This window comes from Pseudomonas sp. KB_12, assembly GCF_052114545.1.
Lineage (GTDB): Bacteria > Pseudomonadota > Gammaproteobacteria > Pseudomonadales > Pseudomonadaceae > Aquipseudomonas > Aquipseudomonas brassicacearum.
In genome coordinates this window covers 154058-171977 of sequence record NZ_JBFREY010000005.1, presented here as the reverse complement: position 1 = coordinate 171977, position 17920 = coordinate 154058, and the positions used below count along the sequence as shown (strand labels likewise).

The 17920-nt window shown below is 59.3% G+C and carries 8 protein-coding genes; 4 read left to right on the top strand and 4 right to left on the bottom strand.

The window, feature by feature from the left end:
* Nucleotides 1-138 precede the first annotated feature (138 nt).
* Entirely contained in the window at nt 139-1584 is a 1446-nt protein-coding gene (locus AB4Z20_RS04725) for a SulP family inorganic anion transporter (protein WP_320389864.1), read from the bottom strand.
* A gap of 323 nt (nt 1585-1907) precedes the next feature.
* Between AB4Z20_RS04725 and AB4Z20_RS04720 the strand changes: the two genes are divergently transcribed.
* The 4 genes from AB4Z20_RS04720 (at nt 1908) to AB4Z20_RS04705 (ending at nt 6112) form a co-directional block, all read left to right on the top strand.
* A complete protein-coding gene (locus AB4Z20_RS04720; protein WP_018613047.1) occupies nt 1908-3257 on the top strand; it encodes a GntT/GntP/DsdX family permease in 1350 nt (449 codons plus the stop codon).
* Between the two features lie 27 nt (nt 3258-3284).
* On the top strand, nt 3285-4145 hold the full coding sequence (locus tag AB4Z20_RS04715) for a MurR/RpiR family transcriptional regulator (RefSeq protein ID WP_258690317.1): 861 nt from the start codon (nt 3285-3287) through the stop codon (nt 4143-4145).
* A 1-nt stretch (nt 4146) separates the two neighbouring features.
* Complete coding sequence (locus AB4Z20_RS04710; RefSeq protein WP_442089421.1) at nt 4147-5619, top strand: N-acyl-D-amino-acid deacylase family protein; 1473 nt, start codon at nt 4147-4149, stop codon at nt 5617-5619.
* 124 nt (nt 5620-5743) lie between these two features.
* On the top strand, nt 5744-6112 hold the full coding sequence (locus tag AB4Z20_RS04705) for a glyoxalase superfamily protein (protein WP_253471467.1): 369 nt from the start codon (nt 5744-5746) through the stop codon (nt 6110-6112).
* On the opposite strand, the gene AB4Z20_RS04700 is transcribed toward AB4Z20_RS04705, so the two are convergent.
* From AB4Z20_RS04700 to AB4Z20_RS04690, 3 genes are read right to left on the bottom strand one after another with little or no spacing between them, the layout of a single operon-like run.
* The gene (locus tag AB4Z20_RS04700) at nt 6106-8907 is read right to left on the bottom strand and encodes an RHS repeat domain-containing protein (protein WP_442089420.1); all 2802 of its coding nucleotides are present in this window, start codon (nt 8905-8907) and stop codon (nt 6106-6108) included. The genes AB4Z20_RS04705 and AB4Z20_RS04700 overlap by 7 nt on opposite strands.
* Nucleotides 8904-13370, bottom strand: a complete 4467-nt coding sequence (locus AB4Z20_RS04695; protein WP_442089419.1) for a SpvB/TcaC N-terminal domain-containing protein — start codon at nt 13368-13370, stop codon at nt 8904-8906. The genes AB4Z20_RS04700 and AB4Z20_RS04695 overlap by 4 nt, the downstream gene beginning before the upstream one ends.
* Nucleotides 13367-17914 (bottom strand): neuraminidase-like domain-containing protein, encoded by a 4548-nt coding sequence (locus AB4Z20_RS04690; RefSeq protein WP_442089418.1) that lies wholly within the window; start codon nt 17912-17914, stop codon nt 13367-13369. The genes AB4Z20_RS04695 and AB4Z20_RS04690 overlap by 4 nt, the downstream gene beginning before the upstream one ends.
* Between the last annotated feature and the right edge of the window lie 6 nt (nt 17915-17920).

Below are 17920 nucleotides of genomic sequence, written 5' to 3'. Positions count from 1 at the left end.
TCTATCTTCTTCAGCCCAATAACCCCTGTGGGAGCGAGCTTGCTCGCGATGGCGTCAGGTCAGTCAGCGTTGAAGTTGGCTGATCCACCGCTATCGCGAGTTCAAGCTCGCTCCCACAGGGTGTGTGTTGGCATGTCGTCAGTCGTGGTTCACGCCCGCGCGCTTGAGCATTTGCTTGCAGCGCTCGGACAGGTGGAACACACGCAGGTGCTTGCCGGCTTTGCTGTAGCGTTCGCGCAGGGTCTTGAGTGCGGCGACGGCCGAGTAGTCGACGAAGCGCAAGTGGCGGCAATCGAGGGTGACCTGGGCCGGGTCGTTGGCCGGGTCGAACTGGTTGAGAAACGGCGTCGTCGAAGCGAAGAACAGCGTGCCGTGCAGGCGATAGAGTTTGCTGCCGTCGGCTTCCTGGTGCGTGTCGGCGTACAGCTCCCGGGCCTGTTGCCAGGCGAAGTTGAGCGCCGCGATGACGATACCGCAGAGCACGGCCACCGCCAGGTCGGTGAACACCGTAATGATGGTCACCGCGATGATCACCAACACATCACTCTTCGGCACCTTGTGGATCACCCGCAGCGAGGCCCAGGCGAAGGTTTGCTGCGCAACCACGAACATCACGCCCACCAGCGCGGCCAGCGGGATGCGCTCGATCAACGGCGACAGGAACAACACGAATAGCAACACCATCACCCCGGCCACCACGCCCGATAACCGTCCGCGCCCACCCGAGCTGAGGTTGATCACCGTCTGGCCGATCATGGCGCAGCCGCCCATGCCGCCGAACAGCCCGGAGGCGATGTTGGCAGCGCCCAACGCCACGCATTCACGGTCCGGATAACCGCGGCTCTGGGTGATTTCGTCGGTCAGGTTCAGGGTCAGCAGGGTTTCCAGCAAACCGACCATTGCCATGATCACCGCGTAGGGCACGACGATCTGCAGGGTCTCCAGGTTCCAGGGAAGATCGGGCCAGGCGAAGGCGGGCAAGCCGCCGGCGATATGGGCCATGTCACCCAGCGTTCGGGTGGGCAGGCCGAGCAGGTAGACCGCCAGGCCGACACCGAGGATCGCCACCAGGGCCGGCGGTACGCTACGGGTCAGGCGTGGCAGCAGGTAGACGATGGCCATGGTCAGCGCCACCAGGCCGGCCATCAGATACAGCGGATCGCCGTTGAGCCAGGTTTCACCCTGCTTGAAATGCTCCAGTTGGGCCAGCGCAATGACAATCGCCAGGCCGTTGACGAAGCCGAGCATCACCGGGTGCGGGACCATGCGCACCAGCTTGCCCAACCGCAACAGCCCGAAGGCCATCATGATCAGCCCGCCCAGCAGCACGGTGGCCAACAGGTATTGCACGCCGTGCTGCACCACCAGCGCGATGATGACCACGGCCATCGACCCCGCCGCCCCCGACACCATGCCTGGCCGACCGCCGAACAATGCGGTCAGCGTGCAGATGATGAACGCGCCGTAGAGCCCCATCAGGGGGTTGAGGTGGGCTACCAGGGCGAAGGCGATGCATTCGGGGAGCAAGGCGAAAGAAGTGGTGAGGCCGGCGAGGGCGTCGGCGCGAAGACGTGCTGATTTCATGATTTACCTGACTGGGCGCCGGTGGAGAGTCGGCTGCCGGGGAGTGGTGCAAAAAACAGGGGCGGATGGTACGGAATTGAGTGCGGGGCGGCCAGCCGTTGGTCGGTTGTGTTGATCGTTCCCACGCGGGAGCGTGGGAACGATCAAAAGCTAGGGCGATGAAAGTCTTGCGCTGAATTTTCATCAACGCCGTCTCGCGATGTCCGTCAGCGACAAGTTTTATCTGTGCGCGAAAATTACTTTCAGTGGGTTTGAAGATTCGTTGGCGAAATGATTTATGAGTTTCACAACACATCGACGTGACCCCATTCGAGGAGTAACGCATGGCACCTGCTTTCGGTTATTGGCTACTGGTCTACGCGGCCATCGCGATCATTGCGCTGATCGTGCTGATCGCCCGTTATCGGCTCAATCCGTTCATTGTGATTACCCTGGTGTCCATTGGCCTGGCGCTGCTGGCCGGGATGCCGCCCTCGGGTGTAGTGGGGGCGTACGAGGCGGGTGTCGGCAAGACGCTGGGGCACATTGCGCTGGTGGTGGCCTTGGGCACCATGCTCGGCAAGATGATGGCCGAGTCCGGCGGGGCCGAGCGCATGGCGCAGACGCTGATCGAGCGTTTCGGCGAGCGCAACGCCCACTGGGCGATGGTGTGCATTGCCTTCCTGGTCGGGCTGCCGTTGTTCTTCGAAGTCGGGTTTGTGCTGCTGGTGCCCATCGCCTTCACCATCGCCCGGCGTGTGGGCGTGTCGATCCTGATGGTGGGGCTGCCGATGGTCGCCGGGCTGTCGGTGGTGCATGCGTTGGTGCCGCCGCATCCGGCGGCGATGCTGGCGGTGCAGGCCTTCCAGGCTTCGGTGGGGCAGACCTTGCTGTACGCGATCCTGATTGGCATTCCCACCGCGATCATCGCCGGCCCGCTGTACGCCAAATTCATCGTGCCGCGCATCCAGCTGCCGGCTGAAAACCCGTTGGAGCGACAATTCCTCGACCGTGAGCCGCGCGCGAACCTGCCGGGTTTCGGCGTGACCCTGGGGACCATTCTGCTGCCGGTGATCCTGATGCTGATCGGCGGCTGGGCCAACCTGATTTCCACGCCGGGCAGCGGTTTCAATCAATTCCTGCTGTTCATCGGCAACTCGGTGATTGCCCTGCTGCTGGCGACCATCCTCAGCTTCTGGACCCTCGGCCTGGCCCAGGGTTTCAACCGTGAGTCGATCCTCAAGTTCACCAACGAATGCCTGGCACCGACCGCCAGCATCACTTTGCTGGTGGGCGCCGGCGGCGGTTTGAACCGGATCCTGGTGGACGCCGGGGTCACGCAACAGATCGTCGGCCTGGCCCAGGAATTCCAGCTGTCACCGCTGGTCATGGGCTGGCTGTTCGCCGCACTGATGCGCGTCGCCACGGGGTCGGCCACCGTGGCAATGACCACCGCCTCGGGCATCGTCGCGCCCGTGGCGATTGGCCTGGGTTATCCACACCCCGAGCTGCTGGTGCTGGCGACCGGCGCCGGGTCGGTTATCTTTTCCCACGTCAACGACGGCGGCTTCTGGCTGATCAAGGAATACTTCAATATGACCGTCACGCAAACCTTCAAGACCTGGACCGTGCTTGAAACGCTGATCTCCGTGGTCGCGTTCGCCTTGACCCTCGGGCTTTCACGCTTGCTTTGAGCGCAACGTACCCCAACAGGAGCCGCCATGGACATCCTCTACCAGATCCGCTCCCGGCAGGATTCCTTCAGCGCCGGCGAAGGCCGAATCGCTCGGCTGATGCTCGACGACGTGGGCTTTGCCGCCTCCGCCAGCCTCGATGAACTGGCCCAACGGGCGGAAGTCAGCAGCGCTACGCTGTCGCGCTTCGCCCGCACCGTTGGGTGCCGCGACCTGCGGGACTTGCGCCTGCAACTGGCCCAGGCCAGCGGTGTCGGCAGCCGCTTCCTCGACCCGGCTGGCGCGCCGGAGCAATCGGCGTTTTATGGACAGATCGTTGGTGATATCGAAGCGACCCTGCGCCAGCATCTGTCGGCGTTCGAAGAGTCGCGGTTCGGCGATGCGGTGCGGATGATCGGCAAGGCGCGGATGATCCATGCGTTCGGCCTCGGTGGTTGGTCGGCGCTGTGCAGCGAGGAGTTGCAAGTACGGCTGGTGCGTTTCGGCTACCCGATTGCCGCCTGTCGCGACCCGGTGATGATGCGCATCACCGCCACTTCGCTGAGCGACCAGCATCTGGTCATCGCCTGTTCACTGACCGGTATCACGCCGGAGCTGTTGAGCGCGGTCGAACTTGCTCGCAGCTACGGCGCGGCGATCCTGGCCATCACGCGTGCCGACTCGCCACTGGCCCAACTGGCCGACTGCGTGCTGCCCCTGCAAGGCGCCGAAACCTCGTTCATCTACAAACCCACGGCGGCGCGCTACGGCATGCTGCTGGCCATCGACGTGCTCGCCACCGAGCTGGCGCTGACCCACCCCGAAGACAATCAAGAGCGCCTGCGGCGGGTCAAACTCGCCCTGGACGATTACCGCGGCGGCGACGATCACTTGCCGCTGGGAGACTGACATGCTGTACGACACGCTTATCCGTAATGCACTGGTCATCGATGGCAGCGACACGCCCGGCTACCACGCCGACGTCGCCATTCGCGCCGGTCGCATCGAACGCGTCGGCGACTTGCGCGATGCCCGCGCGGTTGAAGACATCGATGCCGCCGGCCGCGTGCTCGCGCCTGGCTTCGTCGATGTGCACACCCATGACGACACGGTGGTCATCCGCCAACCGCAGATGCTGCCCAAGCTCAGCCAGGGGGTGACCACCGTCATCGTCGGCAACTGCGGCATCAGCGCTTCGCCGGTGAGCCTGCGGGGCGATCCACCGGATCCGATGAACCTGCTCGGCACGGCCCAGGCGTTCGCCTACCCGCGCTTTACGGATTATCGCGCAGCCGTAGAGGCCGCCACACCGGCGGTCAACGTAGCGGCGCTGGTCGGGCACACGGCGTTGCGCAGCAATCACATGGACGATTTGTTGCGCCCCGCCTCGGCGGGAGAAATCGCCGCCATGCGTCGGCAATTGCGCGAGAGCCTGGAGGCCGGTGCCCTGGGGTTGTCCACCGGCCTGGCCTACGCCAACGCGTTTTCGGCGTCCACCGACGAAGTCATGCAACTGAGCGAAGAGTTGGCCGCGTTCGGTGCGGTCTACACCACCCACCTGCGCAGCGAATTCGAACCGGTACTCGAAGCCATGGACGAGGCCTTCCAGATTGGTCGACACGCCCAAAGCCCGGTGATCATTTCCCACCTCAAATGCGCGGGCGCCGGTAATTGGGGACGAAGCCCGCAGGTGCTCGCGGCGTTGGAAAGCGCGGCGCAGACCCACCCGGTCGGCTGTGATTGCTATCCCTATGCGGCCAGCTCCTCGACCCTGGATCTCAAGCAGGTGACCGATGCCCATCGCATCACCATCACCTGGTCGACACCGCATCCGCATATGGGCGGTCGCGACTTGGTCGACATCGCTGGCGAATGGGAGGTGTCGCTGCTGGAGGCGGCGCGGCGCCTGCAACCGGCCGGCGCGGTGTACTACGGCATGGATGAAGGCGACGTACGACGGATTCTCGCCCATCCGTTGTCCATGGTCGGCTCCGACGGTTTGCCCGAAGACCCGTTTCCCCATCCGCGCTTGTGGGGCGCTTTCCCACGGGTGCTGGGACATTTCAGTCGTGACGTCGGGCTTTTTCCGTTGCACACCGCCGTGCACAAAATGACCGGCCTTTCAGCGGCGCGTTTCGGCCTCAAGCATCGGGGCGAAATTCGTGAAGGCCATTGGGCGGACCTGGTGTTGTTCAATCCCCAAACCATTCGCGACGTGGCCGATTTCAACGAACCTCAACGAGCTGCCGAAGGGATTGATGGCGTGTGGGTCAATGGTGTCTTGAGCTATCGCGAAGGGCAGGCAAACGGGCGTCGGGAAGGTCGATTCCTGGCGCGCGAGGGCGATCTGCGCAGGGGATTTAGTCTATCGAATGGCGTGTAAGTGGCTGATATTGTGTTAATTGGCGTCACAACAACGGCACTGCGACACTAAAGAACCCCGGTTCAAGGCCGAAGCAATGGGGTCAACCCATCTACACTGGGTCTTTTCAGCCAGGGAGCAACCCATGAGCTTCGGTAAAACCACCCCAATCCTGCGGATCTTCGATGAAGCCAAGGCGTTGGCGTTCTATGTCGACTTCCTGGGCTTTACCGTCGATTGGCAACATCGCTTCGGAGACGACTTCCCGCTGTACCTGCAAGTCTCCCGCGGCGACTGCGTGCTGCACCTGTCCGAGCACCACGGCGACTGCACACCGGGCTCGGCGTTGCGGATCGAGACCGATGAGCTGGAAGCCTTCCAGCAGCAATTGCTCGCCAAGCAATACCGCTACGCCCGTCCACAGATCCAGGCCATGCCCTGGGGTAGCCAGGACATGGCGGTGGTCGATCCGTTTGGCAATCGGTTGGTCTTTACCTGCGCTGAGCTTTACTGACGATACTCATTGATCGACGCTACGTGGACATTATATAAACGTGGCGTCCTCAGTTGGCGGCCTGTTGGGATACTAACGTTTGGTGGAATGATTGCGCTGCAGTTGAAACAGGCGATAAATGGCTCCGGTTGCGTCACGTTCTGTAATTTTTCGGTGAACAGCGTCGTATCCGCAAGCACTCTTTCACGCTTTCCCGGATAGAGCGCAACAATGGTGTTAAGCGCTCCAACTTCTCCATGAGCCCCTGGTCCTCCGGTTAGTATTGGAATGATTCCATTGGAAGCCTCGATATGTCTCTCGATAAATTCTCGGGTTGGCTGTTGAAGTTCGTACAGCTCGTCAATTGTTCTGCTTAGCGTTGGGTCGAGCCTCAGCGCATCGGTATCTACTTTAAACTGATAGTGTGGGTCTTTTTTCCTGTCTCGGTAATTCTCGGCCAAGTTTTCCATGTAATCAGCCGTATTACTGATTTTGTAGCTTCCGAAATTCAGGTAGAAATCCTCGCTGGTAGCGGAGCCATCATAATACGGGTCTACCCCGCGATATCCCGTTGCGCCGGATTTTGGCTTGGGAAGATTGTAATGCTCCATGATGGCCATATCGTTGCCGCCCGCGTGATCTTTAATAACGCCATAGGAGTGAACAACAATAACGTTGTTGCGTTTTGTCTTGCTAAAGCCGGGGCTGGCATCGGGGTCTTCTTCAGGGCCTTGTTTGCCCTTCTTCGCTGGAGATGGTGGCGTCAGCATTTTTTTCGAGCGTTCCTCCCCATCCTGTTTCGTCCATTCGACAGGGTCGATTTCCTTCCCCTGAGCATCAGTGAGTACCAACCCCTGGTGATCGACATACCTCATCGGGTTGTTCCCGACCATGCAATACAAGTTCAACCCATCAACCGCCCCCGCCGGGTCGGGACTGATCCAGCGTTGCAACCACGGTGCGTAATACCGATGCCCGTAGTAATACAACCCGCTGGCATCGCGTTCCTTGCCGGAGTAGCGAATGGTCCGGTAGTCGGCTTCCACGGCCGAACGGGATGCCACCCACGCGGTTCCTCCGTAGGGCAGGTAACTTTCCTGGCTGATCAGGTCGGCCTGATCGTCGAGCTCCAGTGAGCTGGAGCCCAAATGGTCATTGAGACTGTAGCGCAGTTGATCGGCCGCGATCCTGGACGGTCGACCTTTGGTCCAATGCAGATAACGCACGCTGCAGCGTCCGGCTTGCAGGGTGATGACCTCCAGGTGCTCGTTATGACGGGTGCGGATTTCGAGGCCCGGCAAGTAGCGGACTTCGCCAGTGTGGGTCATCGCCGCGGTATGGGTCGTCTTGACCTTGCGCACGCGTTGGCCGCTGCTGTCGTAGGTGTAACGTTCGATGTCGTCAGAACCGTTTTCGCGCTGGACCAGCACCACACTGTCGAGCTGGTTGCGGCTATTCCATTCCAGTGCCTGGCCCGGGCATAGGGCCTGAAGGTTGCCGTTGGCATCGCAGCTCATCGTTATTCTGGTCGTGGTGTCGTCGCCCTGGCTCCAAGACACGAGGCGATTGCTGGCGGTGGCGACATTCAAGGTGCGGGTGTAGTTATTCCCTTCGCGTACATGACGCAGTTCGGTCAGGTTGCCGCCGTCGTCGTACGTGTATTGCTCGGCAAAATTGAACAGTTGCGTGGGGTCGAATGAAGTCGTACCGGCGGTGGGAAGACCGGGGGGCGCCGCCAGCCCGGCGGCCTCACGCCCCGTGGCGCTGGTCAACTGGTAGAGGCTGTCGTAGGTGAAGGTGCTGACAGGTTTAACCCGTTGATTGCTGTTGAATCGCTCAGGTTGGACGTTGTCGCTAATTTGAGTCACGTTCCCCATGGCGTCGTAGGTGTAGTGGAGGTCTTGCAAGGTTTTGCCAGGCACCGATGCGCTGAGCGAGGTCAGCCGCCCGCTGGCCGGATCGAACACCGCGCGGCTCGTCACGCCATTGCCGGCGGTTTGCGACTCGACCTGGCCGAATGCGTTGTAGACGAGGTCTTTGACGATGGTTTTTTTGGCCCCGGTGCCTTTGATTTTCAGGCTCGCGGATTTGAGTTGGCCCGCGACATCGAAGGCGTGGTGCTGTTCGTGTCGGGCGGCGTCGGTCTGCTGGATAATTTGCCCTAGAGCGTCGTAGGACCAACTCGTTTTGTAGCCTTCTCCCTCTTCAAGCAGACCATTGCGATCTTTCACGTCGGTTGGCCAGTCAGGTTGTGCCGCCTCGCTCAGAAAGTGCCTTGTCTGGCTGCGCGGTTTACCGCATAACGCATATTCGTCAACGATCAGCGTGCCCGCGCTGTCATCGTGGCGGATGAGCGCGCCGCAACGATTGAGCCTCGTCGATTCCTGCGAACTGTCGCCGTAGCCCAGGCACTCTACTTTGCGCAGTGCTTGGCCTGCGGCTTGTTCCTCGACGGTGGTCAGTCTCAGTTGGTTGTCGTAGGTCGATTGCCAGTGATTTCCTCGTTGATCCCAACTGTGCAGGATCTGTCCGGCGTCGCCGGGCAGGTTCAGGCGCCATCCGGCGTCGACGCTTTTTACTCGCAATGGTTTGCCGGACAGGCTGTAGACGCTCGCAAGATTGGCGTCAGTTGCGTTGGCAAACCGAGGGTCGCGCTGGGCGATCAACCGTCCGGCAACGTTGTACTCTTGCCGGTTTGCGCGCGTCTGGGCTTTTTCGCCTTCCTTGCCTCGGCAGTAAGCCACCTGGCGCACCGGCAGGCCTCGGCCGTCGATAACGTTGAGGGTGGGAGTCTTGCGATGAAGGCGTGCGCTCATGCCTCACCTCCCGCTGTCGAGGCATGTTCGGCCATGACTTCTTCCAGCGTGTCGTTTTCGTCCTCCTCCACGGTATACCAAGGATGACGGGTCTGCCGACGCATCCAGGAAAGACCATTCTGTTTGGCGAGACGACTGTGGCTCGAGCGACCTAGCGCATCGTAAAACTGCTGGTCGCAATGGCCGAACTGCCGAAAGGACTTGTCGTTGATGTAGCGGTGTTGATCGGCAAAATAGGGGCGGTAGATTCGGATCGCCAATCCCTTGCTGTTGTATTCCACCCGTTCGCTGACACGCCAGCGCGTTGCGGTGATCTGTTCCTGCGGCTTGTCGCCCTCGAGTGTCAGTTCACCCTTGGCATCCACGATGTAAGCCATGCCTGATTCGACCTGCTGCTTACTTTGCAACTGGCGACCAAAGCCATCGAAGCACGTCATGGCGATACGGATTTGTTTCTGCTCGTCATCGGGGTAACGATCGGCGACCAGTGTGGCGATGTGTATCGGCTCACGTTTAGACGTACGAATTTCGCGTTTCAGTTTTCTATCGTCGGCAGGAACTACCTCGAGTTTCGACAGCCGGGCGCGAGCCGAAGCGCGAATATGCCCGGTTGGCAGTACGTCACCGTTGCTCACACAGCGCTCTAGCCAGTCGGTGTCCTGCAAGGCTGCCGCCGATACGTTTCCCATCCAACTGAATGGCGCGTAATAGGTCGCGGTGGCGGCGTCCTGCAAAGCATCCTTGCTCTGTGCGATCGCTTCTGCCGGACTTTTAGGCGATGGGTTGAACGCTGCGATCGGTTTGAAACCGACAGGGTTGTTGTTCTCGTCGCCGTAAAAGGTGCTGGCCAGTACCTGGCCGAAGGCATCGGCAAGACCTTCCTGCACGTTACCGTTGGGGTCTTTGACCCATTGGGGCAGGAAGCTACGGTAATCGTATTGCGCCTTGGTCATAGCGCCATCGGGCAGTTCGAACCCGGTAACGAAGCACGTGTATGGGTCGTAGCTGATCTTGGTCACGCCGTGGCTGTCGCTCGGCTGCACGGTCTTGGTTTTGTAGAAACCTTCCAAACCGGCGTAGGTCGCGAAGCCACTCTTGACTGACCAGAGCTTGCCGGCTGGCGTGCCTGTGGCCAGGAACTCAGCCATGGAGTGATAGCCAAGCTCCGTGAGCATTTTGTCGTCGGGTTGAGATGTGGACGGCAATAGATGGAAGGCTTGCAGGGCGGTTTCGTCCAGCTCGGCGGTTTCCAGATGGTCGACCAGGGCTTCGAAGCTGGCGTTGCCGTCCGGCAGCGTTTCGTTGGCAGAAGCTTTTTTGTAGCGTGTTATAGAAAGGTCGGTGAGAACGGCTTGGCTCGCCCAACTGGGTTTCCCGACGCGTTCGGTGAGCTTTTCATAATTAATATCCTCCGGTGCCAGCCCTCCGTCTTCAGGCACCTTGGGTCGTTTCAACGCGTTGGTCCGTTGGCGATAAGGTAAACCCAGGCGCCATTCTTGAGGCGTTTGCAGGTTGATGAATTCGGCGCGAGTTTGCGTCAGGTAGTAGAACTGTTGCGCCGGGTCATGAGCATCCCGCCACCATTGTTGTGGGTCTGGATCGCTGAACGGTGCGGTATCTTCTGGCGTTTTGCGTCGGGCGTAATGGATGATCACGCTGTGGATCACGGCACCGTACCGATCGTGCTGCAAGTTGATCGTGTGCTGGCACCGGGGGTCGTCGTCCAGGCCGTCGTATTGGTAGCTGATGGATTCCAGCGGCAGTGGCAACAGGGCGGCATAGCGCCGCGGGCCCTGGGGCGCCTGTTGTAGACGGATCCGATAACGGTGTTCCTGAACCGAATACAGCGTCTTGTCGTTGCCCCCTGCGTATGTCTCGCTGCGCAGTAGATGACCGCTCAGGACGCGGCACATTTCAAGCCTGGTCGCTTCGTCTGTCGCCCCAATCAGTTCGTCCTCGCTATTGTCATCTTTGTATCGGCACAGTAAGGCTTTACCCAACGCCTTGGCTTGCGAATCGGTGCCGTGATAGTCGCTTCGGTCCATGTCCACTGCCTGGCCGGTATGAAACCAGGTTTTTTTCAAACAAGGCTCTGTGAAGCCTGGCGAATCGGCATCGTTGGGGTAGGTTTCATTGTCGGTTTGTATCAGCAAACCGAAGCCACGGAATTCCCGTTCGACGCCGTCGTAATAACCTTGACGATAGGAAAAACACTGGGTCAGGCGATTACCGGTGATCTCATCCCGCTGGACCTGGCGCGACACCAAGTGCAGGGGCAACGGTACATGGCAGGCAAGGGACTCCTTGGCTATGACCCTTGAGGCTTTCTCGTCCAGCCATTCCTGGGCCGAGCTGCGATAAGCAATGCGGCTGGCGGCGCCCATGTTGTTGTTGGTGCCGGTGAGCAGATACGGCTTTTCCTCGACAAAGTCGTAGCGCCAATGTTGCGCCGGGGTTAGATGCGGCACGCTCAACACCAGGCTGGAGCAACCCAGCCCTAGCAGGTCGACGATGCTCACCTGGCATAAGTTGTCGTAGCGCAGGCCAGTTGGCCAGAGCAGCGTAATCGCGGGAGCGAAGCCATTGCCGCAGCGGTTCATGAAGATCAGCGCTCGATCCGCTTGCAGATAGATCAGGTCGGTGGCACCGGAACCATCCAGGTCTGCGAGACGGATGCGCGAGGCATCGAAGGTGGGGTAGGCGAGGCCCGGAAAATCCATCACGATGCCTTTGCCGAATCGCCCGTGGCCAAGGTTTGGCCAGCACTTCACTTCGTCGTGGCGAATGCGCACCAGATGCTGCTGGCCGCTACCGAGCAGATCGCTGAAAGCCACCAGTTCGCAAGGCGACCCGTTGAATACCGGCAAGGCATCGTCATCGTCGTGGCGAGGAACTTCTCGGGCGGCAGCGAACCCCCGCTCGCGCTGGTTGGCATACAAGCGAACGCTGCGGGGACCGATCAGGGCAAGGTCGGTGAGGCCTTCGCCCATCAAGTCGGCCAGATGCCCTTTTGAGTTGAAGAACTCTGCCGGAAACGCCTGGAATGTCGCGAAGTTCGACCATTTCCTATCAGCGCCCAGGGAAAAAAAGCCGCTGAGCCCCGGTTGGGCGATGATCCAGTCCAGTCGACCGTCACCTGTGAGATCACTGAGCGTTTGGTGCAGTGTCTTCGCGGTGTCGGCGACGGGAATCTCAGGCAGCGCTTTCCACTGGTCGTAAGCCACTTCATCCGTCTTGGCTTTAGCTCGCATGGGCTCACGGTAACACCAGCCTGCATCGCTTCGATGGAGCAGGCCGGGCAAACCTTCGCCGTACAAATCCACCCATTGGAAACCTTGTTCGTCGCTGAACCCTGCCATGTTCTCAAAGTGTTTCCAGGCGGGCTTATCGAACAGGCCTTTGAATCCGCTGTAGTGGAACTCCATGGGAGGACGGCTTTGGGGAGCTGTTCCGTCGCCGAACGCTTGGTCATGCGCTGCGCTCAAGAAGTTATAGCCCAGGAGTGTCTGGCGGTAATCAAGCAGCAGACGTCGCACGAGAACAGGATCGGCGCCCAGCGCTTCGGGAAAGTGATGGAACATCAACACCTGGCGACATAGGCGATCGGTACGCAGTTCGAAACCGTAGGCAAAGGTGGAAAACCCATCGCTACGTTTTTGCGGTTGCAGTCCTTCATAGCGTGGTTTTTTCTCGTATTCGGTGCTTCGCTCACCGTAGTCGAACACCAACTCGAAGTGCCATTGACTCTGTGTGGGCGGATCTGTTTTCCAAGCGTAAAGGCTGGTGTCGGCCTTCACATTGCCGTAACGCACATGGCTCAAATAGCGTTGGGCTCCGCCATTTTCCGCGTACACATATTGAATGTGCTCACCATGTGCATTCAGGCTTTCCTCCAGCAGCCACTCACCTACCCGGCTTGCGTCCTGGGGATCGGTTCGTCGCGACTCGGGATTTTTCCCGTAGACATGCAGGCTGCCATCGGCCCCGTGCACGAGCCAGAAACCCGGTGTATCTCCATCCGACGACCAATGTTCAATCCGGTCGAAGCTGCTTTCGATTCTTGGCAGATGACGCGTCACCGTGTAGGTCGTGCCCAGGTCCAGGCCGTTGTAGCGATTGACTCGGGTTGGACGGGGGCCGTGTTCGGGCAACCAGACCACACCGCTGGGGCCGACGATTTCATCGTCGTCGTTATAGGCAGGCACGCCCTTGCTGGTGCGTCGCGCCACGCAAGACAGCGACAGCCCCCAGCCGATACCGAACACGCCGTTGCCGGCTGAGCTGCTGTAGCTCAGGGACAAGGCCGGAGCAAAGCCGCGCCCAGGGGAAATCGGCAATGCAACTTCATAGGAAGCTGTGCCGTGGGCACCGACGTTTCCCCACCCCTTACCAATGCTCTGGATGGCACCGCCGCCTTTGGGCAGGGCCGGCGCGGTAACCGGCAATGCGGGTTGCTCGTTCATTGCGCACCCCCGACCCTGGCGGTATAGCTCACGTGTACGATGATGTCGGTCAGCGACTCGAGCATGTCCCTTTGTGCCTCGGGGTTCGGGAATGTCAGTTGCCATTTGGAAACCGCACCGGTGTATTCAAATGGCAGGTAGCGCTCATCGTTGAAGGTCAGGGTGAACAGACCGTTGTCGTCGACGCCGGTGGACAGGGCGATCTGTTGGTTGGCGCGCAGGTTCTCCATGACCCGCCCCTTGGCATCGGCGGACATGTACACCTTGCTAGAGGTCTGGGTCAGCGTGGCCCGGATGTTTTCGTAAGGACCAACAATGGCCGGCAAGGACACGCTGATGGTTTTGATCCGCCGCAAGTAGTGCTTCTGACCCGTGTAATCATTCTCGAACAGGTCGTGGGGCAGCTCGAAGTCGCATTGACCTTTCTTCAGTGCGGCATGCATGTCCAGCCATGGCTCGTTGATCGTCGAGGTTGCGGTCTGGTCCTTCAATTGACGCAATGAAATCGTCTTGCGGATCTCCAGTTCTCGCTCGCTGCGGCGTAGATATCCGGCCCGCATGTTCAACAGGCTGAGTTTCAATTGCTCGCCTGCTCCAAGTCCTCGATAGGTGGTATTCCAAGCGCCGGGCTGAATGAATCGTTTGTCGAAATCGGCGATTTCGTATTGCCAGCAAGCTTCGGCGGCCAGGCACAGGCTGAGTGTCGTGTCGTAGGCCTGGTGATAGAGCACTGCAAACTGACTATTTAGCCATTGGTACAGCTGTGCTTTGGTAAAGCGCTTGCTGAGAAAGTCGTAATGGGTCTTGGTTTGGCCCAGGGTTGATTCGGCCAGGCGCAGTTGCAGGCGAGTGGCGATTTCCTGCTCGGTGGATTGCGCCAGTTGTGCGTCAATCTGGGTCAGCTCGAGCTGTGATTGATCATAGGCGTGTTGCCAATCTTCCCGACGGCGATCGAATATGGCCTGACGGTCGAGGTCGGCCGCTATCGTGCGGGTTATGATCGCGCTGCTATGGGCGGCCGCAGAGGCCGCGAGCGCCGGCCCCTCCCAACGGCTGCCGCCAAAGCTGAAGCCCGCGACGTTTGGAACCAGCATCAGCCCAGCAGCAGCGACTTGGAAGGCCATTGCAGCGGCCTCCATCGTGCCGCTGGATACGTTGAACCAACTGACGCTTATTTCCTTGTTGCTTAGGCCATCGTCCAACAGTTTTTTGTAATGGGTTGAGCGGTTTTGAGCAATTGCTTGGCTTGCGAGCAGCGCCTGGCGGTTCTGACGATCGATATTCAAGGCCTGGCGTTGCAGGTCGACCGAGATTTTCGCCAGGTTCCAGGCTTGCTGCTGCTGTAGCTCCTGCAACTGTGCCTGCTCCTTGCGCTCGACCAGCGACAGCAGCGTGGCGCCAAATTGGCTGAGGCTTTCCACTGCGCTCGAGGCCTGGCTGTGCATGACCGAGAACCGATAGTGCGGGATAGATGTGGTTGGCAATCCTCGAACCGTATTGTTCGAAGTATTCAATACAGCGGGGCTGAGCAATACGCGAGGGTCCAGCGGCACGGCAAATACCGGCAGATGCAGCGGCTTGCCGGCGATGTCGAGGTTGTGCCGCAAGTGGTACAGGCGGCTTTCAGCAATGTCCCAGCGCTGGAGCAACTGCGGGTTGAACGGCAGGCGCAAGTGCGGGCTGTCGATGGCTGGCCAGGACGCGTGCAGACTGTCCCCGCGAATGGGCAATGAGGGCAGGGAGCGGGCGAGTGATCGTTCAAATGTGCGCAAGTCGTCACTGGTGGTTTCGCCCAACGTTTTCAGGTTGATGTTTACCCAATGATCGGCTGATTGAACGGTCGGGCGTGGCCCCAACAGATCCAGTACCCGCACGTACCACAGCTTTGCCTCGCTGAGGCCGTCGGGGGTCAGCTCGCGGTAGGCGGCGTCACCTCGATTGATCAGGATGTCGAGGTACAGGAAGTACAGCGCCTTGCGAAAGTGCGCCGGATGACTGAGCGCGATCTGATGAGGGTCGTGGGGCGCCTGGTCGGCGTACGAAGGCGTGCTGCTATCGAGTAAGGGAAGGGCCCTCCAGCAGTTTTCTTTGCCGCGACCTGGATCGAAGAGGCGGCGCAACCAGCGTTCGGCCTCTTCATAACGCTGTTCGGCGTTCAAGCGATGGGCGACCAACCAAGGTAAGTAGAGGAACAGCTCGGTGAAGTAACGGCCGTAGGGACCATGGAAATCCATATTGTTGTTGGGGGCGTCGGGTATGACGGGCTCAGACAAGTGTTGTGTCGTCCAGTCGAACAGCTCATCCAGACCGTTTTCTGTACGGCGGATCAGTTCTGCGGCGAAGGCGGTGTTCAACCTGATCGGCTGGCGGAGTTGGTCCCCGGCATCGCTGGTCTTGATGGCGCTATGGGTGAAATCGATAAATTGGGTGGTGCCCAGTCCGGCCGTCGATGAGGGGGTAATGCCTGGGGCCTGGAGGCGCGTAGGGATGACGTTCAGCTTGATGCCTTTAAGGGCGCAATAGAGCTTCGTTTCCGGTTCATTGGGGTAGACAAAGGCGACCCCACAAAAAAATGTATCGCCGTCACGGCTGAGATCCTTGCTGTGCCAAGTGAACTCGAAGAGCTCCGTCAGCGTAGACGCGGGGGTGGACTGCGCTACCACCGTCAGGTTTTCAAATGACGGCGCTTGAGTTGCCAGGGTGGTTGGCTGACGGAAAATTACATATTGAAGGTTAAACCGTTCATCAAGATTGACGACTGCCTGACCAAGGTCGAGAGCCGTGGCGTTGCTGGCTTGCATCGTTACTTTCCGTACATTTCCGGAAATTGAGCTGTTATTTTCCCGTCTACTTTCCTTGATCAGATGACGCACTGCCTCTGTAGAAATAACTTTTCCCTGAAGATTTGTATCTGCATGCAGCGTGACACCGCGCGAATGTTCAGAGTCTTTGAGTACATCAACCATGCGGTCGATCGATAGTTGGTAAGGGGCAGGAGATAACGAGGTGTGGTTGGTGATCGTAAGTTGTGAACCCGCATCCAGTGCCACGTAGGATGCGTCTGGCAGGCTGCGGGCAGGAAGTACCAAGTCAAGTTGAAGTCTCGGGGATCGATCGGGCCTGGTTGTAAGTCTCAACCTGATTTTTCCAGGGGGTGTGTATAAACCCAGCCCGTCGAAATAGACGCTTGCAGTCATGCTTAGCGTCAGCGTGGAGGCGGTTCGGTCATTGTTCGGTCTGATGTTTATCCGATCCTGCAGGCTTTCGAAATCGGACATGAGAATGCTCATGCCCGTCGGGAAAGGAGCGTCAGCAATTTCGATGTTTGAAAGTATTTTTGTTTGAATGCGTTGGTTGACAGCGCCTATAAGCCCTTTCTCGGTGATGGTTGGGCTATGAGCGGCGAGATGACTGTCGATACAAATCGTTCTAATGAGCGCGAAGTCGTTACCGATCCCTTGGGACGAGTCGGTTTTGGGTTTTCGTGCATACAGGGCGATAAACAATGAACCATGGGCACCGTCGTTGTGTTGCTCAGCTACAGTACCTACCGATGCTTTAATGGCATCAAGATCCCTGCCACGAAGCATTTCGTCGTTGCAATAACCCTGCAGGGCAATTCGCGGCGTGCTCCATTTCCCATCCTGCTTTTTGAAGCAGAAGCTCAAGCGTAAATGCGGATGACGCGTACTCGGTTGCTCGGCGGCGTCGCTCGATGGGGCACTGGAGGCTGACGGATCCTGATGGATGCATTCTGCCCAGACAACGAACAGACGATTGTTGAACCAGACAGGACGAATCGAGTGTTCGACGGCGCCTTCTGGAATGGGCACATCGGCTTTTTCCCAGTCGGACCAGGCGTACGGATCAGGTTGGTCCAGTTTGGCGGCGATGGCAGGGGGCCGTGGTGGCGGACCGTCAAGCGGACGTTGCCCCATGTCCAACGAGCGCCAGAAGTAGGTGTTTTCGGTACGTGACTTGGCAATGAAATAGTAGGTGCTGTTGGCGAAGTCTTCTCCATCGATGTAGCCGTTGAGAATATTCAGGTTGGCCATTTCTTCGAATCGAGTCAGGTAGGCCATGACCGCCGATTGAACAGCGTCGGCCTGGATCCGGTTCTGGTTGAGGTCGTTTTCCAACTGCTGGAAATTGTCGCTCTTGTTGTTCCTCAGGACGGGGTCCAGATAACTTGCGGGAAAATAAAGCAGCTTTTGATGAGCCGCCCAGATAGCGTATTGATGCATCTCGTTGCGCCACGTTTGCAGGTGCTCCGGCGTGATGCTTGCCCGATCGTAGCCGGGCTCCATATTCATCAGGATACGGTTGATGTATTGCTGAAGACTGGCGATGGCGCACGCCACAGGCGTGGTGGGCACATCCTGGCTGACCAGCACGTCCAGCAGCCAATATTCGTAGAGGTCCTGGGCCGTCTTGAGCCGAGCCGTCCCGGTCAGGCCATTGTCGGGCACGACCTGGTCCAGGTAGAACGCCAACTGCGCATCGCGCAGGCTTTCATCCAGCTGCTTTTTCATGGCAACGGTCATATTCAA